Annotated in this window: 17 protein-coding genes and 1 riboswitch; of the genes, 12 read left to right on the top strand and 5 right to left on the bottom strand. The window is 71.6% G+C overall.

The features are described from left to right. Positions 1 to 533 precede the first annotated feature (533 nt). Positions 534 to 664: riboswitch (FMN riboswitch) on the top strand. Between the two features lie 154 nt (positions 665 to 818). The 9 genes from OIE49_RS07460 to OIE49_RS07420 all read left to right on the top strand — a co-directional run bounded on the left by OIE49_RS07460 (position 819) and on the right by OIE49_RS07420 (position 8264). Next, positions 819 to 1427, top strand: a complete 609-nt coding sequence (locus OIE49_RS07460; RefSeq protein ID WP_326801640.1) for a riboflavin synthase — start codon at positions 819 to 821, stop codon at positions 1425 to 1427. Continuing rightward, entirely contained in the window at positions 1424 to 2068 is a 645-nt protein-coding gene (locus tag OIE49_RS07455) for a nicotinamide mononucleotide transporter family protein (protein WP_326801639.1), read from the top strand. The genes OIE49_RS07460 and OIE49_RS07455 overlap by 4 nt, the downstream gene beginning before the upstream one ends. Then, on the top strand, positions 2065 to 3393 hold the full coding sequence (locus OIE49_RS07450) for a bifunctional 3,4-dihydroxy-2-butanone-4-phosphate synthase/GTP cyclohydrolase II (protein WP_326801638.1): 1329 nt from the start codon (positions 2065 to 2067) through the stop codon (positions 3391 to 3393). The genes OIE49_RS07455 and OIE49_RS07450 overlap by 4 nt, the downstream gene beginning before the upstream one ends. Positions 3394 to 3415: 22 nt before the next feature. Then, positions 3416 to 3901 carry a 6,7-dimethyl-8-ribityllumazine synthase gene (ribH, locus tag OIE49_RS07445; RefSeq protein WP_100567918.1) on the top strand — a complete coding sequence of 162 codons (486 nt, stop codon included), beginning with the start codon at positions 3416 to 3418 and terminating at the stop codon, positions 3899 to 3901. A gap of 34 nt (positions 3902 to 3935) precedes the next feature. Beyond that, positions 3936 to 4208, top strand: a complete 273-nt coding sequence (locus OIE49_RS07440; protein WP_031486114.1) for a phosphoribosyl-ATP diphosphatase — start codon at positions 3936 to 3938, stop codon at positions 4206 to 4208. A gap of 56 nt (positions 4209 to 4264) precedes the next feature. Then, entirely contained in the window at positions 4265 to 5113 is an 849-nt protein-coding gene (hisG, locus tag OIE49_RS07435; RefSeq protein WP_100567919.1) for an ATP phosphoribosyltransferase, read from the top strand. Between the two features lie 21 nt (positions 5114 to 5134). Then, the gene (locus OIE49_RS07430) at positions 5135 to 5602 is read left to right on the top strand and encodes a PH domain-containing protein (RefSeq protein ID WP_326801637.1); all 468 of its coding nucleotides are present in this window, start codon (positions 5135 to 5137) and stop codon (positions 5600 to 5602) included. 224 nt (positions 5603 to 5826) lie between these two features. Then, positions 5827 to 7173, top strand: a complete 1347-nt coding sequence (locus tag OIE49_RS07425; protein WP_326801636.1) for a hemolysin family protein — start codon at positions 5827 to 5829, stop codon at positions 7171 to 7173. Then, positions 7170 to 8264, top strand: coding sequence for a hemolysin family protein (locus OIE49_RS07420; RefSeq protein WP_326801635.1), 1095 nt, complete (start codon positions 7170 to 7172; stop codon positions 8262 to 8264). The genes OIE49_RS07425 and OIE49_RS07420 overlap by 4 nt, the downstream gene beginning before the upstream one ends. A gap of 33 nt (positions 8265 to 8297) precedes the next feature. Here OIE49_RS07420 and OIE49_RS07415 read toward each other — a convergent pair whose 3' ends face one another. Both OIE49_RS07415 and OIE49_RS07410 read right to left on the bottom strand, forming a co-directional pair. Further along, on the bottom strand, positions 8298 to 10163 hold the full coding sequence (locus tag OIE49_RS07415; RefSeq protein WP_326801634.1) for an AAA family ATPase: 1866 nt from the start codon (positions 10161 to 10163) through the stop codon (positions 8298 to 8300). 431 nt (positions 10164 to 10594) lie between these two features. Beyond that, on the bottom strand, positions 10595 to 11215 hold the full coding sequence (locus OIE49_RS07410; RefSeq protein WP_326806164.1) for a uridine kinase family protein: 621 nt from the start codon (positions 11213 to 11215) through the stop codon (positions 10595 to 10597). A gap of 246 nt (positions 11216 to 11461) precedes the next feature. Between OIE49_RS07410 and OIE49_RS07405 the strand changes: the two genes are divergently transcribed. Beyond that, entirely contained in the window at positions 11462 to 12838 is a 1377-nt protein-coding gene (locus OIE49_RS07405; protein ID WP_326801633.1) for a peptidase C39 family protein, read from the top strand. A gap of 197 nt (positions 12839 to 13035) precedes the next feature. After that, positions 13036 to 13656 (top strand): TetR/AcrR family transcriptional regulator, encoded by a 621-nt coding sequence (locus OIE49_RS07400; protein ID WP_100567925.1) that lies wholly within the window; start codon positions 13036 to 13038, stop codon positions 13654 to 13656. Between the two features lie 63 nt (positions 13657 to 13719). On the opposite strand, the gene OIE49_RS07395 is transcribed toward OIE49_RS07400, so the two are convergent. Continuing rightward, on the bottom strand, positions 13720 to 14952 hold the full coding sequence (locus tag OIE49_RS07395; RefSeq protein ID WP_326801632.1) for a glycoside hydrolase family 18 protein: 1233 nt from the start codon (positions 14950 to 14952) through the stop codon (positions 13720 to 13722). 323 nt (positions 14953 to 15275) lie between these two features. On the opposite strand from OIE49_RS07395, the gene OIE49_RS07390 reads away from it, so the two are divergent. After that, positions 15276 to 16448 carry an acyl-CoA dehydrogenase family protein gene (locus OIE49_RS07390; protein ID WP_326801631.1) on the top strand — a complete coding sequence of 391 codons (1173 nt, stop codon included), beginning with the start codon at positions 15276 to 15278 and terminating at the stop codon, positions 16446 to 16448. Here OIE49_RS07390 and OIE49_RS07385 read toward each other — a convergent pair. Further along, entirely contained in the window at positions 16411 to 16662 is a 252-nt protein-coding gene (locus OIE49_RS07385) for a hypothetical protein (protein ID WP_100567928.1), read from the bottom strand. The genes OIE49_RS07390 and OIE49_RS07385 overlap by 38 nt on opposite strands. Before the next feature lie 180 nt (positions 16663 to 16842). Next, positions 16843 to 17289: a hypothetical protein gene (locus OIE49_RS07380; RefSeq protein ID WP_326801630.1), complete on the bottom strand. Its 447-nt coding sequence runs from the start codon at positions 17287 to 17289 to the stop codon at positions 16843 to 16845. Positions 17290 to 17429 lie beyond the last annotated feature (140 nt).

The raw sequence follows: 17429 nt of genomic DNA, 5'->3' as shown, positions 1-17429 counted from the left end.
GCGCCGTGCGGGAGTCGGCTTGGCATCGCCCGGAAGCCGGCTCGGCGCCTCCCGGAAGTCGGCTTGACGCCGCGCGGGCGTCGGCCTGGCGTTTCGGGGAGTCGGCTCGGCGCCGCGCGGGCGTCGGCTCGGCGCCGTAAGAAAGTCAGGCCCCGCGCTCCACGGAGTCGGCGTGGCGCCTCACGGAAGTCGGCGTGGCGTCCCACGGAATCGGGCCGGGGCCCCGCGGCATCGGCCCCGCACGGTAAGGGAGTCGGGCCCAGTCCCGTGCGAACTGCACAGCTCGCGGCGGGCGTTCGGTCCCGTGGGGTGGAACTTGCGTGTCCCACGCATCTGTTGACCTGCCTGGTCTAGTCCATTTAGGGTCGGACTTCCGCGCAGACCGGTCCGGCGGCGGTGACGACGGCCCTTGCCCGCCGCCGGACCTCCACGCCCGCGCACCGCACCGCGGGCGGTACGTTCTGTGAGCCACCCCACACGCTTCGTCCGTGGTCACGCCGATCGGGCGTGGCACACTGGCTCTGTACCAGTAGCAGCGCACTCCGGGGTCGGTGAAAGTCCGAACCGGCGGTTACAGTCCGCGACCCGGTCGCTTCCAGCGGCCGGTTGACCAGGTGAAATTCCTGGACCGACGGTTAAAGTCCGGATGGGAGGCAGTGCGCGGCGAGCGAGCACATCCGTGTGCGCCGCCGTCTCTGGGCTCGCCCTCCGCGGGCGGGTCCCGTCCGGCGTCGTCCTCCTAGTGTCCTCGTTCGTGCAGTCTGTCGACGTCGGCAGCCCCCGGAGTCCGTGCCCGAAGAGGCAGGAGGACCCGGGAAGTGTTCACCGGAATCGTCGAAGAGCTGGGCGAAGTCACCGCCGTGGAGGACCTCGGCGACGCCGCCCGCTTCCGGCTCCGCGGCCCCGTCGTGACCGAGGGCGCGCGGCATGGCGACTCCATCGCCGTGAACGGCGTCTGTCTCACCGTCGTCGAGCACGAGGGCGACGAGTTCACCGCCGACGTGATGGCGGAGACCCTCAAGCGCTCCAGCCTCGGCGTCCTCACCACCGGCTCCCGCGTCAACCTCGAACGACCCACCGCCGTCGGCGCCCGCCTCGGCGGCCACATCGTGCAGGGCCACGTCGACGGCACCGGCACGATCCTGGAGCGCACCCCCTCCGAGCACTGGGAGATCGTGAAGATCTCGCTGCCGGAGGACCTCGCGCGCTACATCGTCGAGAAGGGCTCCATCACCGTCGACGGCATCAGCCTCACCGTCGTCGAGGCCGGCGACGCGCACTTCACCGTCAGCCTCATCCCCACCACTCTGGCCCTGACCACCCTCGGCCTGAAGCAGGCGGGCGACCCGGTCAACCTCGAGGTGGACGTCGTCGCCAAGTACGTCGAGCGGCTGCTCGGCGACCGTTCCCGAGGAGCCGGACGGTGAACTGGCTCAACTCCGAGGCGTTCACCCTCCTCGGCCAGCACATCAAGTGGTCGGACATGACCGGCAACGTCATCGGCCTGCTCGGCCTGGCGTTCGGCTGGCGGCGCTCCATCTGGAGCTGGCCCACCCAGTTCCTGTCCGGCCTGATCCTGTTCGCCGCGTTCTCCACCGCCCACCTCTCGGGCAGCGCGGGCAAGCAGATCGTCGTCATGGTCGTCGCCGTCTTCGGCTGGTGGCAGTGGAACCGCGGCAAGGGCGGGGCGGCGGACGGCCATATCGCCGTACGGTTCGCCACCTGGCGCGAGCGTGCCGTGCTGCTCGGCGCCGCCGCGGCCGGCACGGTCGCCGTCGCCGGACTGTTCCAGGCCTACCCGTCGCTGTCCTGGGACCCCTGGCCCGACGCCTACATCTTCGTCGGCACCGTCGTCGCCATGTACGCGCAGGCGCGCGGCATGGTCGAGTTCTGGTTCGCCTGGCTGCTGGTCGACGTCGTCGGCGTACCGCTCAACTTCGCCAACGGCTTCGCCTTCTCCGGCTTCGTCTACATCATCTACGGCGCGCTCGTCCTGTGGGGCATGCGCGACTGGTGGCTGCGCACCCGCACGGACGCGCGGCCGGTCCTGGAAGGAGCGCCCGCATGACAGCGGCACCCGTCCTCTACGGCACCGACACCATGGAGGACTTCACCCTCGACCCCGTCGAGCAGGCCGTCGCCGACATCGCGGCCGGCCGCCCGGTCGTGGTCGTCGACGACGAGGACCGCGAGAACGAGGGCGACCTCGTCATCGCCGCCGAGAAGGCGACCCCCGAGATCGTCGCCTTCATGATGAGCGAGTGCCGCGGCCTGATCTGCGCCCCCATGGAGGGCGAGGAGCTGGACCGGCTGAAGCTGCCGCAGATGGTCGAGGAGAACACCGAGTCGATGAAGACCGCCTTCACGGTCTCCGTCGACGCCGGTGCCGCCCACGGCGTCACCACCGGCATCTCCGCCTCCGACCGCGCCACCACCCTCCAGCTGCTGGCGAGCGGCTCCGCGGAGCCCACCGACCTGGTCCGCCCGGGCCACGTCTTCCCGCTGCGCGCCCGCCCCGGCGGGGTGCTCGTCCGCCCCGGCCACACCGAGGCGGCCGTCGACCTCGCCCGGCTCGCGGGGCTCCGTCCGGCCGGCGCGATCGTCGAGATCGCCGGCGAGGACGGCCGGATGCTCCGCCTGCCCGAGCTGATCGTCTTCGCCCGCAAGCACGGGCTGACGATCATCTCCATCGAGGACCTGATCGCGCACCGTCGCCCGCCCGACCTCCCGGACGTGCCCGAGCAGGGGGAACGGCCGTCTCAGCCCGCGGTCCTCCGCGAGGCCGAGGTCCGCCTGCCCACCGCGCACGGTGTCTTCACCGCGTACGGCTACCGCTCCACCGCCGACGGCGTCGAGCACGTGGCCCTGGTGCACGGCGAGATCGGCGACGGCGAGGACGTCCTGGTCCGCGTCCACTCCGAGTGCCTCACCGGAGACGTCTTCGGCTCCCAGCGCTGCGACTGCGGGCCCCAGCTGGACACCTCCCTGGAGCGCATCCAGAAGGAGGGCCGGGGAGTGGTGGTCTACCTGCGCGGCCACGAGGGACGCGGCATCGGCCTGATGTCCAAGCTGCGCGCCTACGAGCTCCAGGAGCGCGGCCGGGACACCCTCGACGCCAACCTCGAACTCGGACTGCCCGCCGACGCCCGCGACTACGGCGCCGGCGCGCGGATCCTCCAGGACCTCGGGGTGACGAGCGTCCGCCTGCTGACCAACAACCCCGACAAGACCGACGCCCTGCTCCACCACGGCCTGAAGGTCACCGGACGGGAGCCGATGCCCGTCCAGGCCGGCGAGCACAACCTCCGGTACCTGCGCACCAAGCGGGACCGGATGGGGCACGACCTGCCCTGGCTGGACACCACCGCCGTGTCCACCTGCGGCAACCAGTAAGCGAAAAGACGCGAGGAGACACGTGAGCGGCAAGGGTGCACCGGAACTGTCCGTCCAGAACGTCGGGGACCTCAGGGTCGCCGTCGTCGCGGCGCAGTGGCACGAGAAGGTGATGGACGGACTGGTGGACGGGGCCCTGCGCGCCCTGCACGAACTGGGGATCGACGAGCCGACCCTGCTCCGGGTCCCCGGCAGCTTCGAGCTCCCGGTGGTGGCGAAGGTGCTGGCAGGCCGCGGCTACGACGCGATCGTGGCCCTCGGCGTCGTCATCCGCGGCGGAACCCCCCACTTCGACTACGTGTGCCAGGGAGTCACGGTCGGCCTGACCCAGGTGTCGGTCGACACCGGCGTCCCGGTCGGCTTCGGTGTGCTCACCTGCGACACCGAGGAGCAGGCCCTGGACCGGGCGGGCATCGAGGGATCCAGCGAGGACAAGGGCCACGAGGCGGTCACCGCGGCGGTCGCGACCGCCGCCACGCTCCGCTCAGTATCCGAACCCTGGCGGTGAGCGGCCGCCCGGAGCGCGTAGGGTTGGCACCACCATGTCCAAGAAGACGTTCGAGGAGCTCTTCACCGAGCTCCAGCACAAGGCAGCCAACGGCGACCCCGCCACTTCCCGCACCGCCGAACTGGTCGGCAAGGGCGTCCATGCCATCGGCAAGAAGGTCGTCGAGGAGGCCGCCGAGGTCTGGATGGCCGCCGAGTACGAGGGCAAGGAGGCGGCCGCCGAGGAGATCTCGCAGCTGCTGTACCACGTCCAGGTGATGATGGTCGCCCGCGGCATCTCCCTGGACGACGTCTACGCCCACCTCTGAGCACTCCGAGCAACCGCACACACTCCCGTACGAGACGAACAAAGGAAGCCGACCTCATGCTGCGCATCGCCGTCCCCAACAAGGGTTCACTCTCCGGCCCTGCGGCGGACATGCTGCATGAGGCCGGCTACCAGCAACGGCGGGAGTCCAAGGAGCTGCGGATCGTCGACCCGGTCAACGAGGTCGAGTTCTTCTACCTCCGACCTCGCGACATCGCGATCTACGTCTCCACCGGCCGCCTGGACATCGGCATCACCGGCCGCGACCTGCTCATCGACTCCGGCGCCGGCGCCGAGGAGATCCTGCCGCTCGGCTTCGCCCGCTCCACCTTCCACTACGCCGCCAAGCCCGGCGCGGTAGGCGGTATCGCGGACCTGAACGGCCGGACGGTCGCCACGTCCTACGAGGGCATCGTCAGCAAGCACCTCGCCGACAGCGGTATCGACGCCTCCGTCGTCCACCTGGACGGCGCCGTCGAGACCGCCATCGAACTCGGGGTCGCCGACGCCATCGCGGACGTCGTCGAGACCGGCACCTCCCTGCGCAACGCCGGCCTGGAGATCGTCGGCGAGTCGATCATGAAGTCCGAGGCGATCGTCGTCCGCCGCACCGGCGCCGACGTCGAGGAGCCCAAGGTGCAGCAGTTCCTGCGCCGCCTCCAGGGCGTCCTGGTGGCCCGGACGTACGTGATGATGGACTACGACTGCCGGGTCGAGCAGCTGGAGAGGGCCGTCGCGCTCACCCCCGGCCTGGAGTCCCCGACCGTCTCCCCGCTGCACAACGAGGGCTGGGTCGCCGTGCGCGCCATGGTCCCCGCCAAGGAGGCGCAGCGGATCATGGACGATCTGTACGAGCTCGGCGCCCGGGCCATCCTCACCACGGCCATCCACGCCTGCCGCCTCTGAGGGACGAGGAGGCAACCAGAGATGTCCGAGCTGCCCGCACTTCCCGTCACCTTCCGCCCGGGCCGCACCCGGGCCGTCCTGCTCACCGCAGGGGCCGTCATATTCGTGGTGATCACCACCGTGGGGCTGCTGCTGGAGCAGCTCAGCCCCGGCGAACGGGTGAGTTTCGCCTTCACCGGCGCGCTCCTGGCGGGGGTCCTCGTCCTGCTCGCCCGGCCGAAGGTCGTCGCCGACGACTCGGGCGTCACCGTCGTCAACATCGCCGGCCGCCGCCGTCTGGAGTGGGCGGAGATAATACAGGTCAACCTGCGCCCGGGTGATCCGTGGGTGTTCCTGAACCTCAGCGACGGCACCAGCCTGGCCGCCCTCGGCATACAGCCGGGGATAGCGAAACAGCAGGCCATCGCCGACGCGCGCGCCCTGCGCGCGCTCGTCGAAGCCCGTTCGCTCGCGGTCCCCGAGCAATCTGGCGACGAACCTCATAGCTGACTCGGGCCGTCCACCCTGCCGCATCGGCCCGTGTCTTGATTAATCTGGTTGCGGACGCGTTTTCGCTGCGCCTCCGCCCCTGGGTCCCAAGACCGGTGCCAGGGGCTCCTGCTACCCGAGGAGTGACTCCCTCCGGCGATGGACGGATCGTCCTGCAGTACCTGCGCCGCCCCCTGCCGACATAGCGCGGACCTGTTCCGCGTGAACGCGGAGGCGGCGGCATCATGACCACCCCCCTGCTGCTCCTCGGAGCGGCTTTCCTGCTCATTCTCGCCAACGGCTTCTTCGTCGCGGCCGAGTTCGGCCTGGTCACGGTCGAGCGCCCGGACGCCGAGAAGGCCGCCGAGGAGGGCGACAGACGGGCCCTCAGGGTCGTCGAGTCCCTCAGGGAGCTGTCCTTCCAGCTCTCCGGCACCCAGCTCGGCATCACCATCACCTCCCTGGTCGTCGGCATGCTCGCCGAACCCGCGCTGGCCGGCCTGCTGCGCGGCCCGTTCGCGGCCGCCGGTGTCCCCGGCGGAGCCGTCTCAGGGGTCGCCGTCATCGTCGGCATGCTGCTGGCCTCGGCGGTCCAGATGGTGATCGGCGAGCTCGTACCCAAGAACTGGGCGGTCTCCCGCCCCCTCCAGGTGGCGCGCTTCGTGGCCGGCCCCCAGCACCTCTTCTCGCGCCTGTTCCACCCGGTGATCTCCGCGCTCAACACGGTCGCCAACCGGCTGGTGCGCGCCCTGGGCGTCGAACCCACGGAGGAGCTGGCCTCGGCCCGCACCCCCGGCGAGCTGGTCTCCCTGGCCCGTCACTCGGCCCGGGCCGGCGCCCTCGAACAGGACACCGCGGACCTCTTCGTGCGCACCCTGTCCCTGGGCGACCTGACCGCACAGCACGTCATGACCCCGAGGGTGAAGGTCAGCGCGCTCCAGACCTCGGCGACCGCCGAGGACGTGGTCAACCTCACCCGCGCCACCGGACTGTCCCGCTTCCCCGTCTATCACGTGAAGATCGACGAGGTCGTCGGCATGGTCCACCTCAAGGACGCCCTCGCGGTGCCGTCCGACGAGTGGCTGCACACGCCGGTGGGCCGCATCGCCCGCCCGGCGCTGCTGGTCCCAGAGACCCTGCCGGTGCAGCCGCTGCTCGCCCAGCTCCGCAACGAGCAGCCGATCGCGGTCGTCGTCGACGAGTACGGCGGCACCGCGGGCGTCGTCACCCTGGAGGACATCGTCGAGGAGCTCGTCGGCGAGGTCCGTGACGAGCACGACGCCACCGACGTGCCGGAGGTGGCACCGGCCCCGCCCGAGGACGGCAGCCCCGCCTGGGACGTCGACGGCGGCTGCCGTGTCGACCTGCTCCGGCGGATCGGCCTGGACGCGCCCGAAGGCCCGTACGAGACCGTCGCCGGACTGGTCGCCGACCTGCTCGGCCGTATCCCGGCCCCCGGCGACCGCGCCGAGCTGCCGGGCTGGCGGCTGGCCGTGCGCCAGGTCGGGCACTACCGCGCGGAGCGGGTCCGGCTGGTCCGCACCGCCACCGTGACCGACGCGGTCCCGGCCGTGGCGGAGGCCGCCCGATGAGCGTGATCCAACTGCTGTTCGCCGCGCTGCTGGTCCTCGCCAACGGCTTCTTCGTCGGCGCCGAGTTCGCGCTCGTCTCCGTGCGCCGCAGCCAGATCGAACCGCTCGGCACCGCCCGGGCCCGCCAGGTGCTGCACGGTCTTGAGCGGCTGCCGCAGATGATGGCCGCCGCCCAGTTCGGCATCACCGTCTGCTCGCTCACCCTGGGCGCCGTCGCCGAACCCACGGTGGCCCGCCTGCTGGAGCCGGTGTTCGCATGGCTGCACCTGCCCAGCGGCGTGGTCCACCCGCTCGGCTACGTCATCGCGCTCGCGGCCGTGGTCTTCTTCCACCTCCTCATCGGCGAGATGGTGCCGAAGAACCTCGCCATGGCCGCGCCGGAGAAGGCCGCGCTGTGGCTCGGCCCCGGTCTGGTCGCCTTCGCCCGGCTGTGCCGGCCGATCACGGTGGCGCTCGGCGCCTGCGCCAAGGGTGTCCTGCGGCTCTTCCGCGTCGAGCCGAAGGACGAGGTCGAGGCCGCCTTCACCAGCGTGCAGCTCGGCCGGCTGGTCGAGGACTCCCGCCAGGCGGGGCTCCTCGACCCCGAGGAGCAGGAGCGCCTCGAGGACGCCCTGGAGCTGGGCTCGCGCCCGGTGACGGACGTCCTGCTCCCGCCCGAGGCGCTGGTCACGGTCGGTCCTTCGGTCACATCGGCCGAGATCGTCGCGCTCACCGCCCGCACCGGCTACTCCCGCTTCCCGGTCGCCGCCCCCGGCGGCGCCTTCCTCGGCTATGTGCACGTCAAGGACGTGCTCGACGTGGAGGACGCCGAGCAGGCCGTGCCGCAGCGGACGTGGCGCCCGATGGCGACCCTGCGGGCCGAGCTGCCCCTGGACGACGCCCTGACCGTCATGCGCCGGGCGGCCACCCACCTGGCCCAGGTGGCGGACGCCTCCGGCACGGTGCTGGGCCTGGTGGCCCTGGAGGACGTGCTGGAACTCCTCGTGGGCGAGGTGCGCGACCCCGCGCACCGCCTGGCGACCGAGGTTCGGCTGACCGAGCCACGGGTCAGCGGCGAGCCCGAGGAGGTCCTGGCCACCCGGGCCCCGTGAGGCCCGCGGACGAGGGGCCCCGGGATCCGTCCGTCACAGGGCCGACGGATCCTGGGGCCCCCGCCCCGACAGCACCTCCCCGTACGCCTGCATCAGGTCCGGCAGCCGCAGCGTCGACAAGTCGTCCCGGGTCGGCGTTCCCGGGTACGTCGACAGCCTGAGGTCCCGGTAGGCACAGCTCTTCTCGTACAGGGTCCGCAGGAAGCGCCCGTTGCCGAGTTCGTCGATCCAGCCCTGGTCGACCACGTGTCCGGCGATCGAGTGCAGCTCGTCGCGGGCCTCGTCGTCCCACAGGTCGCTGTTCTCCGCGGCGAGCACCTTGCCGATCTCGGTGAGTTCCGCGGGCCGGTACGAGGGGAAGTCCACCCGGGTGGTGAAGCGCGACGACAGCCCGGGGTTGGCGGCCAGCAGGCGGTCCATGCCCTCGGGATAGCCGGCCAGGATCACCACCAGGTGGTCGCGGTTGTCCTCGGCCCGCTTGAGCAGCACCTGGAGGGCCTCGTCCCCGTACGCGTCGCCCTTGCCGTAGCCGGAATTGGACAGGGAGTAGGCCTCGTCGAGGAAGAGCACCCCGCCGATCGCGGAGTCGATCAGCTCGTTGGCCTTGACGGCGGTCTGCCCCAGGTACTCGCCGACCAGGTCGGCCCGCTGCGCCTCCACCAGGTGGTCGCCGCCGAGCAGGCCGAGCGCGTAGAAGACACGGCCGAGGATGCGGGCGACGGTGGTCTTGCCGGTGCCGGAGGGGCCGGAGAAGACGAAGTGGCGCTTGGGCGGCTGCACGGGCAGCCCCTGCCCGGCCCGCAGCCGCGCCATGTTCAACTGCGCCGACAGGGCCTTGACCTGCCGTTTCACCGGTTCCAGACCCACCATGCGCTCGAGTTCGGCGAGTGTCTCCTCCAGTAACGCGGGGTCGGTGGGCCCGGTCGGCAGCGGCGGATCGGCGGCCGGTGTGCGCCGGCGCACCGACGGATCGGCCACCGACGGCAGCGGACCGCTGACCGGCAGATCGGTCCCGGACAGCTTCAGGTCCCGGCCCTCGGTGCCGAACAGCGGGTCCAGCAGATCCGGGCCGTCCATGAGGTCCTGCCCGAGGCCGGTGAGGGTGATCGCGGCGAGACCGGCCGCGTCGTCGTACCCGTCGCCCTCGGCGATCGCCGCGAGCCGTGCCGAGGTGTCCATGAAGGCCGGATCGACCCGGTGCACCGCCCGGTACAGGGGGAGCGCCGCGGCGCCGCGGCCGGTGCCTTCGTGCGCCCGTGCCAGCCAGTACCTGAGCTCCTTGCGCTGCGGCTGCTCGCTGCGGCACCGCATCAGCGCGGCCGACAGCATCGGCTCGGCCTGCCCGTACATCTCCAGGCGCACCCGGGCCATGCCGCCGAACAGCCCGGCCTCTATGCCGAGCAGCGGATCGTCGAGCAGCGGGTCGGTGTGCCGGACGAGCTGCTCCCAGTCCTTGACGAGGTAGGCGCGGCAGGCGTACAGGAAGCGGACCTGGGTGTCGGTGTCCACCGGCGGCAGCCCGGCGAGGGCGCGGTCCAGCTCGGGGACGTGGCGGCCGTCCAGCCAGTGCGAGGCGTGCGCGAGCAGCAGATCGCGCGGGCTCTCCAGCACGGGCTGCACCCACCAGCCCAGCCAGTACCAGGAGTTGAGGGTGCGGCGGTGCCGGGCGCGCTGTTCGCCGAAGCGTTCGCGGTGCCGGTACATCCTCAGCAGCGCGGTGGTCGTGTCGACGCGCAGCGCGTGCAGGCCGAGCCAGCCGTCGGCCATCGCGGGGTCCAGCCGCACCGCGGCCCTGAACTCCTCCTCCGCCTGTGGATAGGCCCCCATGGTGTAGGCGTCCACGCCTCGCAGCCACGCGAGGTCGGCCGGGGCCTTCGGGCCCTGCGTGCCGAAGTCCATCACGTCCCCCACAAACCGTGCCCCCGAAGGTTCGCCGCCAGGCATCCACCTGACGGCTTCCTGTGGTCGAACCGCTGTACCGCGGACCGGAGTTGCAGGTGCGCGAAGCAGCCGTTCGAAGGTCGCACCGAGGGCATGGTACCCGTGGGGCCGCCGGTCGCCGAAGGGTGCCGCACAGGCCGTTCGGCGAGGTGGCGGCGGACGGGACGCACCGTGCGTGGTGACCGAGTGTGAGCAAATGGCGTCACGCAGCGTCCGGAGAACGCGAAAAGGGCAGAACGAAGCCCCCGATCACGGGGGAACAACCGGGGGCTTCGTGTTTGCGGGCGGTACGCGATGACCGCTCATTGAGAACGTAAGACCTGTACGGCCCCCGGGTCAAGCGGAGTTGAGGGACTCGGGAAAGTCACCCGGCACGGGTCTTCACAAGTTCAGCACATTGCCGACGGCTCGTCACCGTCAGTGACGAACTGGTCCGGTCCAACGACCCCGGCGGGCCCCGGAAGCACCGAGTACCCCTCCGGCAACTGCCGTACCAGAAGATCCGAGAACGGCCGTGAGGGATCCTCGGCGAAGTGCCGCCGCTCGGCCTCGACCCACCCGGACCAGAACTCCCGCTGTTCCTCCCCGTCCCGCGACCGGCCCCGTGCCCAGGCCTCCTCGTGCGGCAGATCCATCCACAGCAGGTGCGCCAGATAAGGGCGCAGCGCCCGCCGTCCCGCGCCCACGCCCTCGACCAGGATCACGGGCGCCGGCGGCAGCATCCGTGCGGCCCCGAACCGCCGCTCCCGCCAGTCGTAGGGGGCGTAGCGCGCCGTCGCCCCCCGCCCGAGCGGTTCGACGACCTCGCGCAGCAGCCGCCCCTCCCAGCCGAACAGCTCCTCATGGCTCGCGACGTCGTCCAGGTGCAGCACCGGCGCGGCCCCCAGCGCCGCGGCGAGCTTCTCCGTGAACGTGGACTTCCCGGATCCCGCGTGCCCGTCGACGCCGATCAGCCGCACGGTCCCGCAGGCCGGCGGCACAACTCGGAGGAAGGCGGCGAGTGCGTGGATGGCGGTTCCCGGTGAGCGAGGAGGGCGACGGCGTGTTCTCGGTGGTCATTCTAGTGACCGCGCCCCGCGGCACCGGCGGTCGTGTGTCCGGCTCCGCGGGGACTCGGCGCAGGTCATGCCAGTGGTGGAGACCAATATTGGTAGGCGTGGCGTATGTCGAAGTGCTGGTAGGAGCCGGGTGGCGCGGCCATAGTGGGCCCAGCCACGGACCCGCCCCGACGTCGGACACCTGGGGGTCATCCACCCATGAGCAGAGCCGAACAGCCGTCCCGCAGATCCGTTCTCGCCGTCGCGGTCGCCGCGGCGGCGATGGCGGGTGGTGCGGCCCCGGTGGCGGCCACGGCCGCCCCCGCCCCCGCCGCCGGCGCCAAGAGCGCCGGAGCCGCCCCGGCCCGCCCGGTCGAATACCGCGCCTGGACCACGTACACCGACTGGCGCGCGGGCACGACCCGCGGCACCCACGCCGTCGCGGGCGCCCGGCCCGGCCTGGAGATCGAGAAGCCCGCGGGTACCACCGACTACACCGACCCGCACACCGGCACGACCGCCACCTGGGAGTACGGCACCTGGACCAGCCCGGCGCACCGGCTGTCCGTACCGGCCACGGAGGCGGTCGCCTCCTGGAACGCGCACACCCCTGCCGGCACCTGGATCCAGGTCGAACTGCGGGGAACGTACTCCGACGGCACGGACACCCCCTGGTACGTGATGGGCCGCTGGGCGGCCGGCGACCAGGACATCAAACGGACCTCCGTCGACGGCCAGAGCGACGGCCGCAGCACGATCTGGACGGACACCTTCTCCCTGGACGACCCGGCCTCCGGGCTGCGCCTCGCCTCCTACCGGCTGCGGCTGACCCTCCACCGCAGGCCCGGCACCCGGCTCACACCGACCGTCTGGCGGATCGGCGCCATGGGCTCCGACGTCCCCGACCGCTTCACCGTCCCGGCCTCCGCGCCCGGCGCGGCCGGGGAGTTGACGGTCCCGCGCTACTCGCAGTCGATCCACTCCGGACAGTACCCCGAGTACGACAACGGCGGCGAGGCCTGGTGCAGCCCCACCTCCTCACAGATGATCATCGAGTACTGGGGCGGGCGGCTCACCCCCGGGCAACTGTCCTGGGTCGACCCGTCCTACGCCGACCCGCAGGTGTGCAACGCGGCCCGGTACACCTACGACCACCAGTACGAGGGCTGCGGCAACTGGCCGTTCAACGCCGCCTACGCCGCGACGTTCAAGGACCTGCAAGGGGTGGTGACCCGGCTCGGCTCGCTCACCGACCTGGAGACGCTGATCGCGGCGGGGATCCCCGCCATAACGTCCCAGTCCTTCCTCAACACCGAGCTGACCGGGGCCGGTTACGGCACCAACGGCCATCTCATGACCGTCATCGGCTTCACCGCCGACGGCGACGTGGTCACCAACGACCCGGCCTCGCCCAGCGATTCGGCGGTGCGACGCGTGTACCGGCGCCGGGAGTTCGAGAACATCTGGCTCAGGACCAAGCGCTACAACGCCTCCGGCAAGGTGGCCTCCGGCTCCGGCGGCATCTGCTACCTGTACTTCCCGGCCCACCTCACCGGCCCCCAGCGCAAGGCGCTCGCCGCCGTGGGCGTGAGCTGACCGAAACCGCGCGCGTACGAGGGCCCCGGGCGACCGGGCCTTCCCGGCGCCCTGCCTCCGTGCCCGACCGGCCTGCCATACTGCGGTTGTCCGACCGCCAGTTGGAGGCCAGGGTCGAATTGAATATCAGGCAACCGCGTGAGACCGCCCTCCCGCACGCTCTCGACTCCGCTCGAGCGGGAACGACCACCAGCCGGGTGCGCGGCACCGAGCGCTCCGCGGGGCGTCGCGCCGAACTCCTCGCCATCGGGCGGAGGTTGTTCGCCGACACCTCCTACGACGCCCTCTCGATGGACGACATCGCCCGGCAGGCCCATGTGGCAAAGGGGCTGATCTACTACTACTTCCGGTCCAAGCGCGGCTACTACCTGGCGATCATCGAGGACTCCGTGGCCGACCTGGTCACCTCCGCGGCGCGCGGCCTGGACATGCCGGCCGTGGACCGGGTGCACCGCACCATCGAGGCCTATTTGCGCTACGCGGAGCACAACCAGGCCGCCTACCGCACCATCGTCAGCGGTGGCGTCGGCTTCGACACCGAGGTGCACTCCATCCGGGACGGCGTGCGCGAGGCCATCGTCGCGACCATCGCGGAGGGCGCCTACGGCCGTACCGCCATCGCCCCGGTGGCCCGTATGGGGCTGCTCGCCTGGGTCTGCAGCGTCGAGGGCGCCACCCTGGACTGGATCGGCCGGCCGGGACTCTCCCGGGACACCATGCGCGACCTGCTGGTGAAGACCCTCGGCGGCGCGCTGCGCGCCATCGAGGAGATCGACCCGACCCACCCGGCCCCCGCACCGGCCCGCCGCGACGGCTGAGAGGCGAGGGACGGGAAGAAGACGGGGCGGAGGCGGACTCGCCCTCCGCCCCGCGTCCGGGATCTAGCCGATCGCCTTGATCAGCTCGCCGCTCGCCGTGTCGCCGCTCAGTTCCCAGAGGAACGTCCCGCCGAGGCCTTGGTCGTTCTTGTACGCCATCTTGGTCGCGATGGTCTCCGGAGTGTCGTAACTCCACCATTCGCCGCCGCACTTGGCGTACGCGGTGCCGCCCACCGTGCCGGTCGCCGGGCACGTGTCCTTGAGCACCTTGTAGTCGTCGATGCCCTGTTCGTACGTGCCGTTCGCCGGGCCCGTGGCCGTGCCGCCCGGGGCGTCCTGGGTGACTCCGGTCCAGCCGCGGCCGTAGAAGCCGATGCCGAGCAGCAGCTTCGAGGCGGGGATGCCGAGGCCCTTGAGCTTGGTGATGGTCGCCGAGGTGGTGTACTCCTCCTTCGGGATGCCGGAGTACGAGGTCAGCGGCGAGTGCGGAGCCGTCGGCCCGGCCGCGTCCCAGGCGCCGAAGTAGTCGTAGGTCATGGGGTTGTACCAGTCGACCTGGGCCGCGGCGCCCGCGTAGTCGGCCGCGTCGATCTTGCCGTCGTCGCTCGCGTCCGCCGGGATCGCCGCGGTGACGAGCGCGTCGCCGCCGAACTTGGCGCGCAGCGCCGTCATCAGGTTCGTGAAGGCCTCGCGGCCGCTGGTGTCGCAGGTGTCGCCGCAGGCGTTGGGGTACTCCCAGTCGATGTCGATGCCGTCGAAGACGCCCGCCCACCTGGGGTCGTTGACCAGGTCGTAGCAGGACTGGGCGAAGGCGGCCGGGTCCTTCGCGGCGTCACCGAAGCCGCCGGACCAGGTCCAGCCGCCGAACGACCACAGCACCTTCAGGCCGGGGTGCTTCTCCTTCAGCTTCAGGAGCTGGTTGAAGTTGCCGCGCAGCGGCTGGTCCCAGGTGTCGGCGACGCCGTCCACCGACTCGTCGGCGGTGTAGGCGCGGTCGGTCGCCGCGTAGGCATCGCCCGTGGCGCACCGGCCGCCGGTGACGTTGCCGAAGGCGTAGTTGATGTGGGTGAGCTTCGCCGCGGAGCCGGAGGTCTCGATGTTCTTGACGTGGTAGCCGCGGTCGTAGACGCCCCATTCGGTGAAGTAGCCGACCACTTTGGAGCCCTCGGCGGCCGACGGGGCGGCGGACCGGGTGGGGGTGGCGGTGGCCGTGCTCGCACCGGCGAGCAGTCCGGCGCCGACGGCGACGGTACAGGCGGTGGACAGCAGCGCCCGGAGGCGGTGCGGAGTGTGCATCGGTGTCTCCTCGTGGGGGAGAGGGGATCGTGCCGATTGGCATGAACGCGGAATGCGTTGTTCCGGGGCACCCTAGGAGGACTAGACCAGTGGGTCAATGGTTCGGACCAATTTCAGGCCCCGGGGATTTCTAGAAGTAAGCGCTCGTTAACCGGTGACTCGATGCCCCGGATCGGGCATACTCACAGCGCACAGCCGCTGGTCAGCAGCTACCGAGACCCGGGATCGCCGACACCCGGCTGGGCCCGAGAACGACCCCGGCGGAGCCGCCCCACCCAAGGCGCACATCCGCCGATGTGCCCGAAAGGGAGGAGAGCGTCGCCATGCCCGACCGCGCCCCGCAGCCGGTGGACCGGCAACTGCCCACGGAGGAGGCCCGGGATCTGATCTCGCTCGTCCGCGACATCGCGCAGCACGAGATCGCCCCGAAGGCGGCGGAGGAGGAGGACGCGGGACTCTTCCCGCGCGAGGTCTTCACCCTGCTCTCCCGCTCCGGACTGCTCGGCCTGCCCTACGACTCCGCGTACGGCGGAGGCGACCAGCCCTACGAGGTCTACCTCCAGGTCCTGGAGGAACTGGCCGCGGCCCGCCTCACCGTCGGCCTCGGCCTGAGCGTGCACACCCTCGCCTCCTACGGGCTCGCCGCCTACGGCACCAAGAAGCAGCAGGTGGAGCATCTGCCCGCGATGCTGGGCGGCGGCCTGCTGGGCGCGTACGCCCTCTCCGAGCCGGCCTCCGGTTCCGACGCCGCCTCGCTCAGCACCAAGGCGGTCCGGGACGGCGACGGCTGGGTGCTCACCGGGACCAAGTCCTGGATCACCCACGGCGGGGTCGCCGACTTCTACACGGTGATGGCCCGCACCGGAGAGCGGGGCCCGCGCGGCATCACCGCCTTCCTGGTGCCGGGCGACGCCGAGGGCCTGAGCGCCGCGGCCCCGGAGAAGAAGATGGGCCTCAAGGGCTCGCCCACCGCGCAGATCCACCTCGACGGCGTCCGGGTCGGCGACGACCGGCGCCTGGGGGAGGAGGGGCAGGGCTTCGCCATCGCCCTGTCCGCGCTCGACTCCGGGCGGCTCGGCATCGCGGCCTGCGCCGTCGGCCTCGCCCAGGCCGCACTGGACGAGGCGGTCGGCTACGCCGCCGGCCGGCAGCAGTTCGGGCGGCCGATCTCCGACTTCCAGGGCCTGCGCTTCATGCTCGCCGACATGGCGACACAGATCGAGGCGGGCCGCGCGCTGTACCTGGCGGCGGCGCGGCTGCGGGACGCGGGCCTGCCGTTCGCGCGGCAGGCGGCCATGGCCAAGCTGTTCTGCACGGACACGGCCATGAAGGTCACCACGGACGCCGTCCAGGTGCTCGGCGGATACGGCTACACCACGGACTTCCCGACCGAGCGCTACATGCGCGAGGCCAAGGTCCTGCAGATCGTCGAGGGCACCAACCAGATCCAGCGGATGGTCATCGCCCGTCACGTAGCGGGTCCCGAGACCCGCTGAGCCGCGCGAGACCGGCCGGCGGCGCCGCCAGGCGGACCCACTCCGGGTCGTGCCGTCCCGGCAGGGTGCGGCCGCGGTCGGCCCAGGCGCGCATCAGGTCGCGGTAGATCGGCGGGTCCGCGGGCTGCGGAGGCACAGGCGGAACCGATTCTGCGGGCGGCGGCGGCACGAAGACCCGCCGCCGTCGTCCGGCTGCCGGATGCGTGGTGGTCATACTCGGGCAACGCGGAGTGCGGCGCACAGGTCACCACCCGGTGGAATCGAGCGTGAGTTCACCGGCGTCCGGGCCGGCGGCCTCCGGGACACGGGTGGGCTGTTCGGCACCCCGGCGGCCTGCGTGCCAGAGCCGTGGCGCACGGACGGACGAGGGCGCCCGGCGCTGCCGCGGCGCCGCTCAGGCGGCGTACCGGTGAAGCTGTGGCACGCGCATCGGGCGGGAGCCCGGGCCGCCGACGTGCGAGAAGGGCTGTGTCCGCCAGTCGAGGCCCTGCGGGAGCGTCAGCAGCAGCGCGGTGTCCTGCTCCTGGGGACCGACGGACTCGTCCGCGGGCCGGGCCTCGGACGCCCAGAGGCCCGTACCGGCGCAGACCGTGAGCCCGAACGGGTTCCACGGCGAGGCGCACAGCGCGTGCTCCGGCAGCACCTCCTCGTCCGCCAGCAGGGCGATGGGCTGCGCGCACTCCGGGCACATCACCCGGTACATCTCGAAGGTGTCGTAGGCGTCGGCTTCCGCGCCGTCCACATCGTCGTCGGTATCGGATTCCAGCCACTCCGGCTGGAGTTCGACGACCGACTGCCGTCGCCTGGGCACAGAACGACCAGGGCGCTTGAGACTCTGCATGGGATTCTCCCCCTAAGGCTGGGCCGTGAAAGGCACTGCGGCCTCGACCACAGCAAGCACTTCCCGTCCGCTCTCGCCGGTAATCACGAGAGCATCACGCAGGGGCTTCGGGGCGTGTGGCGTTGGTCACATGCCGTGCG

This window comes from Streptomyces sp. NBC_01788 (assembly GCF_035917575.1).
Lineage (GTDB): Bacteria > Actinomycetota > Actinomycetes > Streptomycetales > Streptomycetaceae > Streptomyces.
The sequence above is the reverse complement of the archived record's forward strand: the minus strand, read 5'-3'. Positions and strand labels throughout refer to the sequence as shown.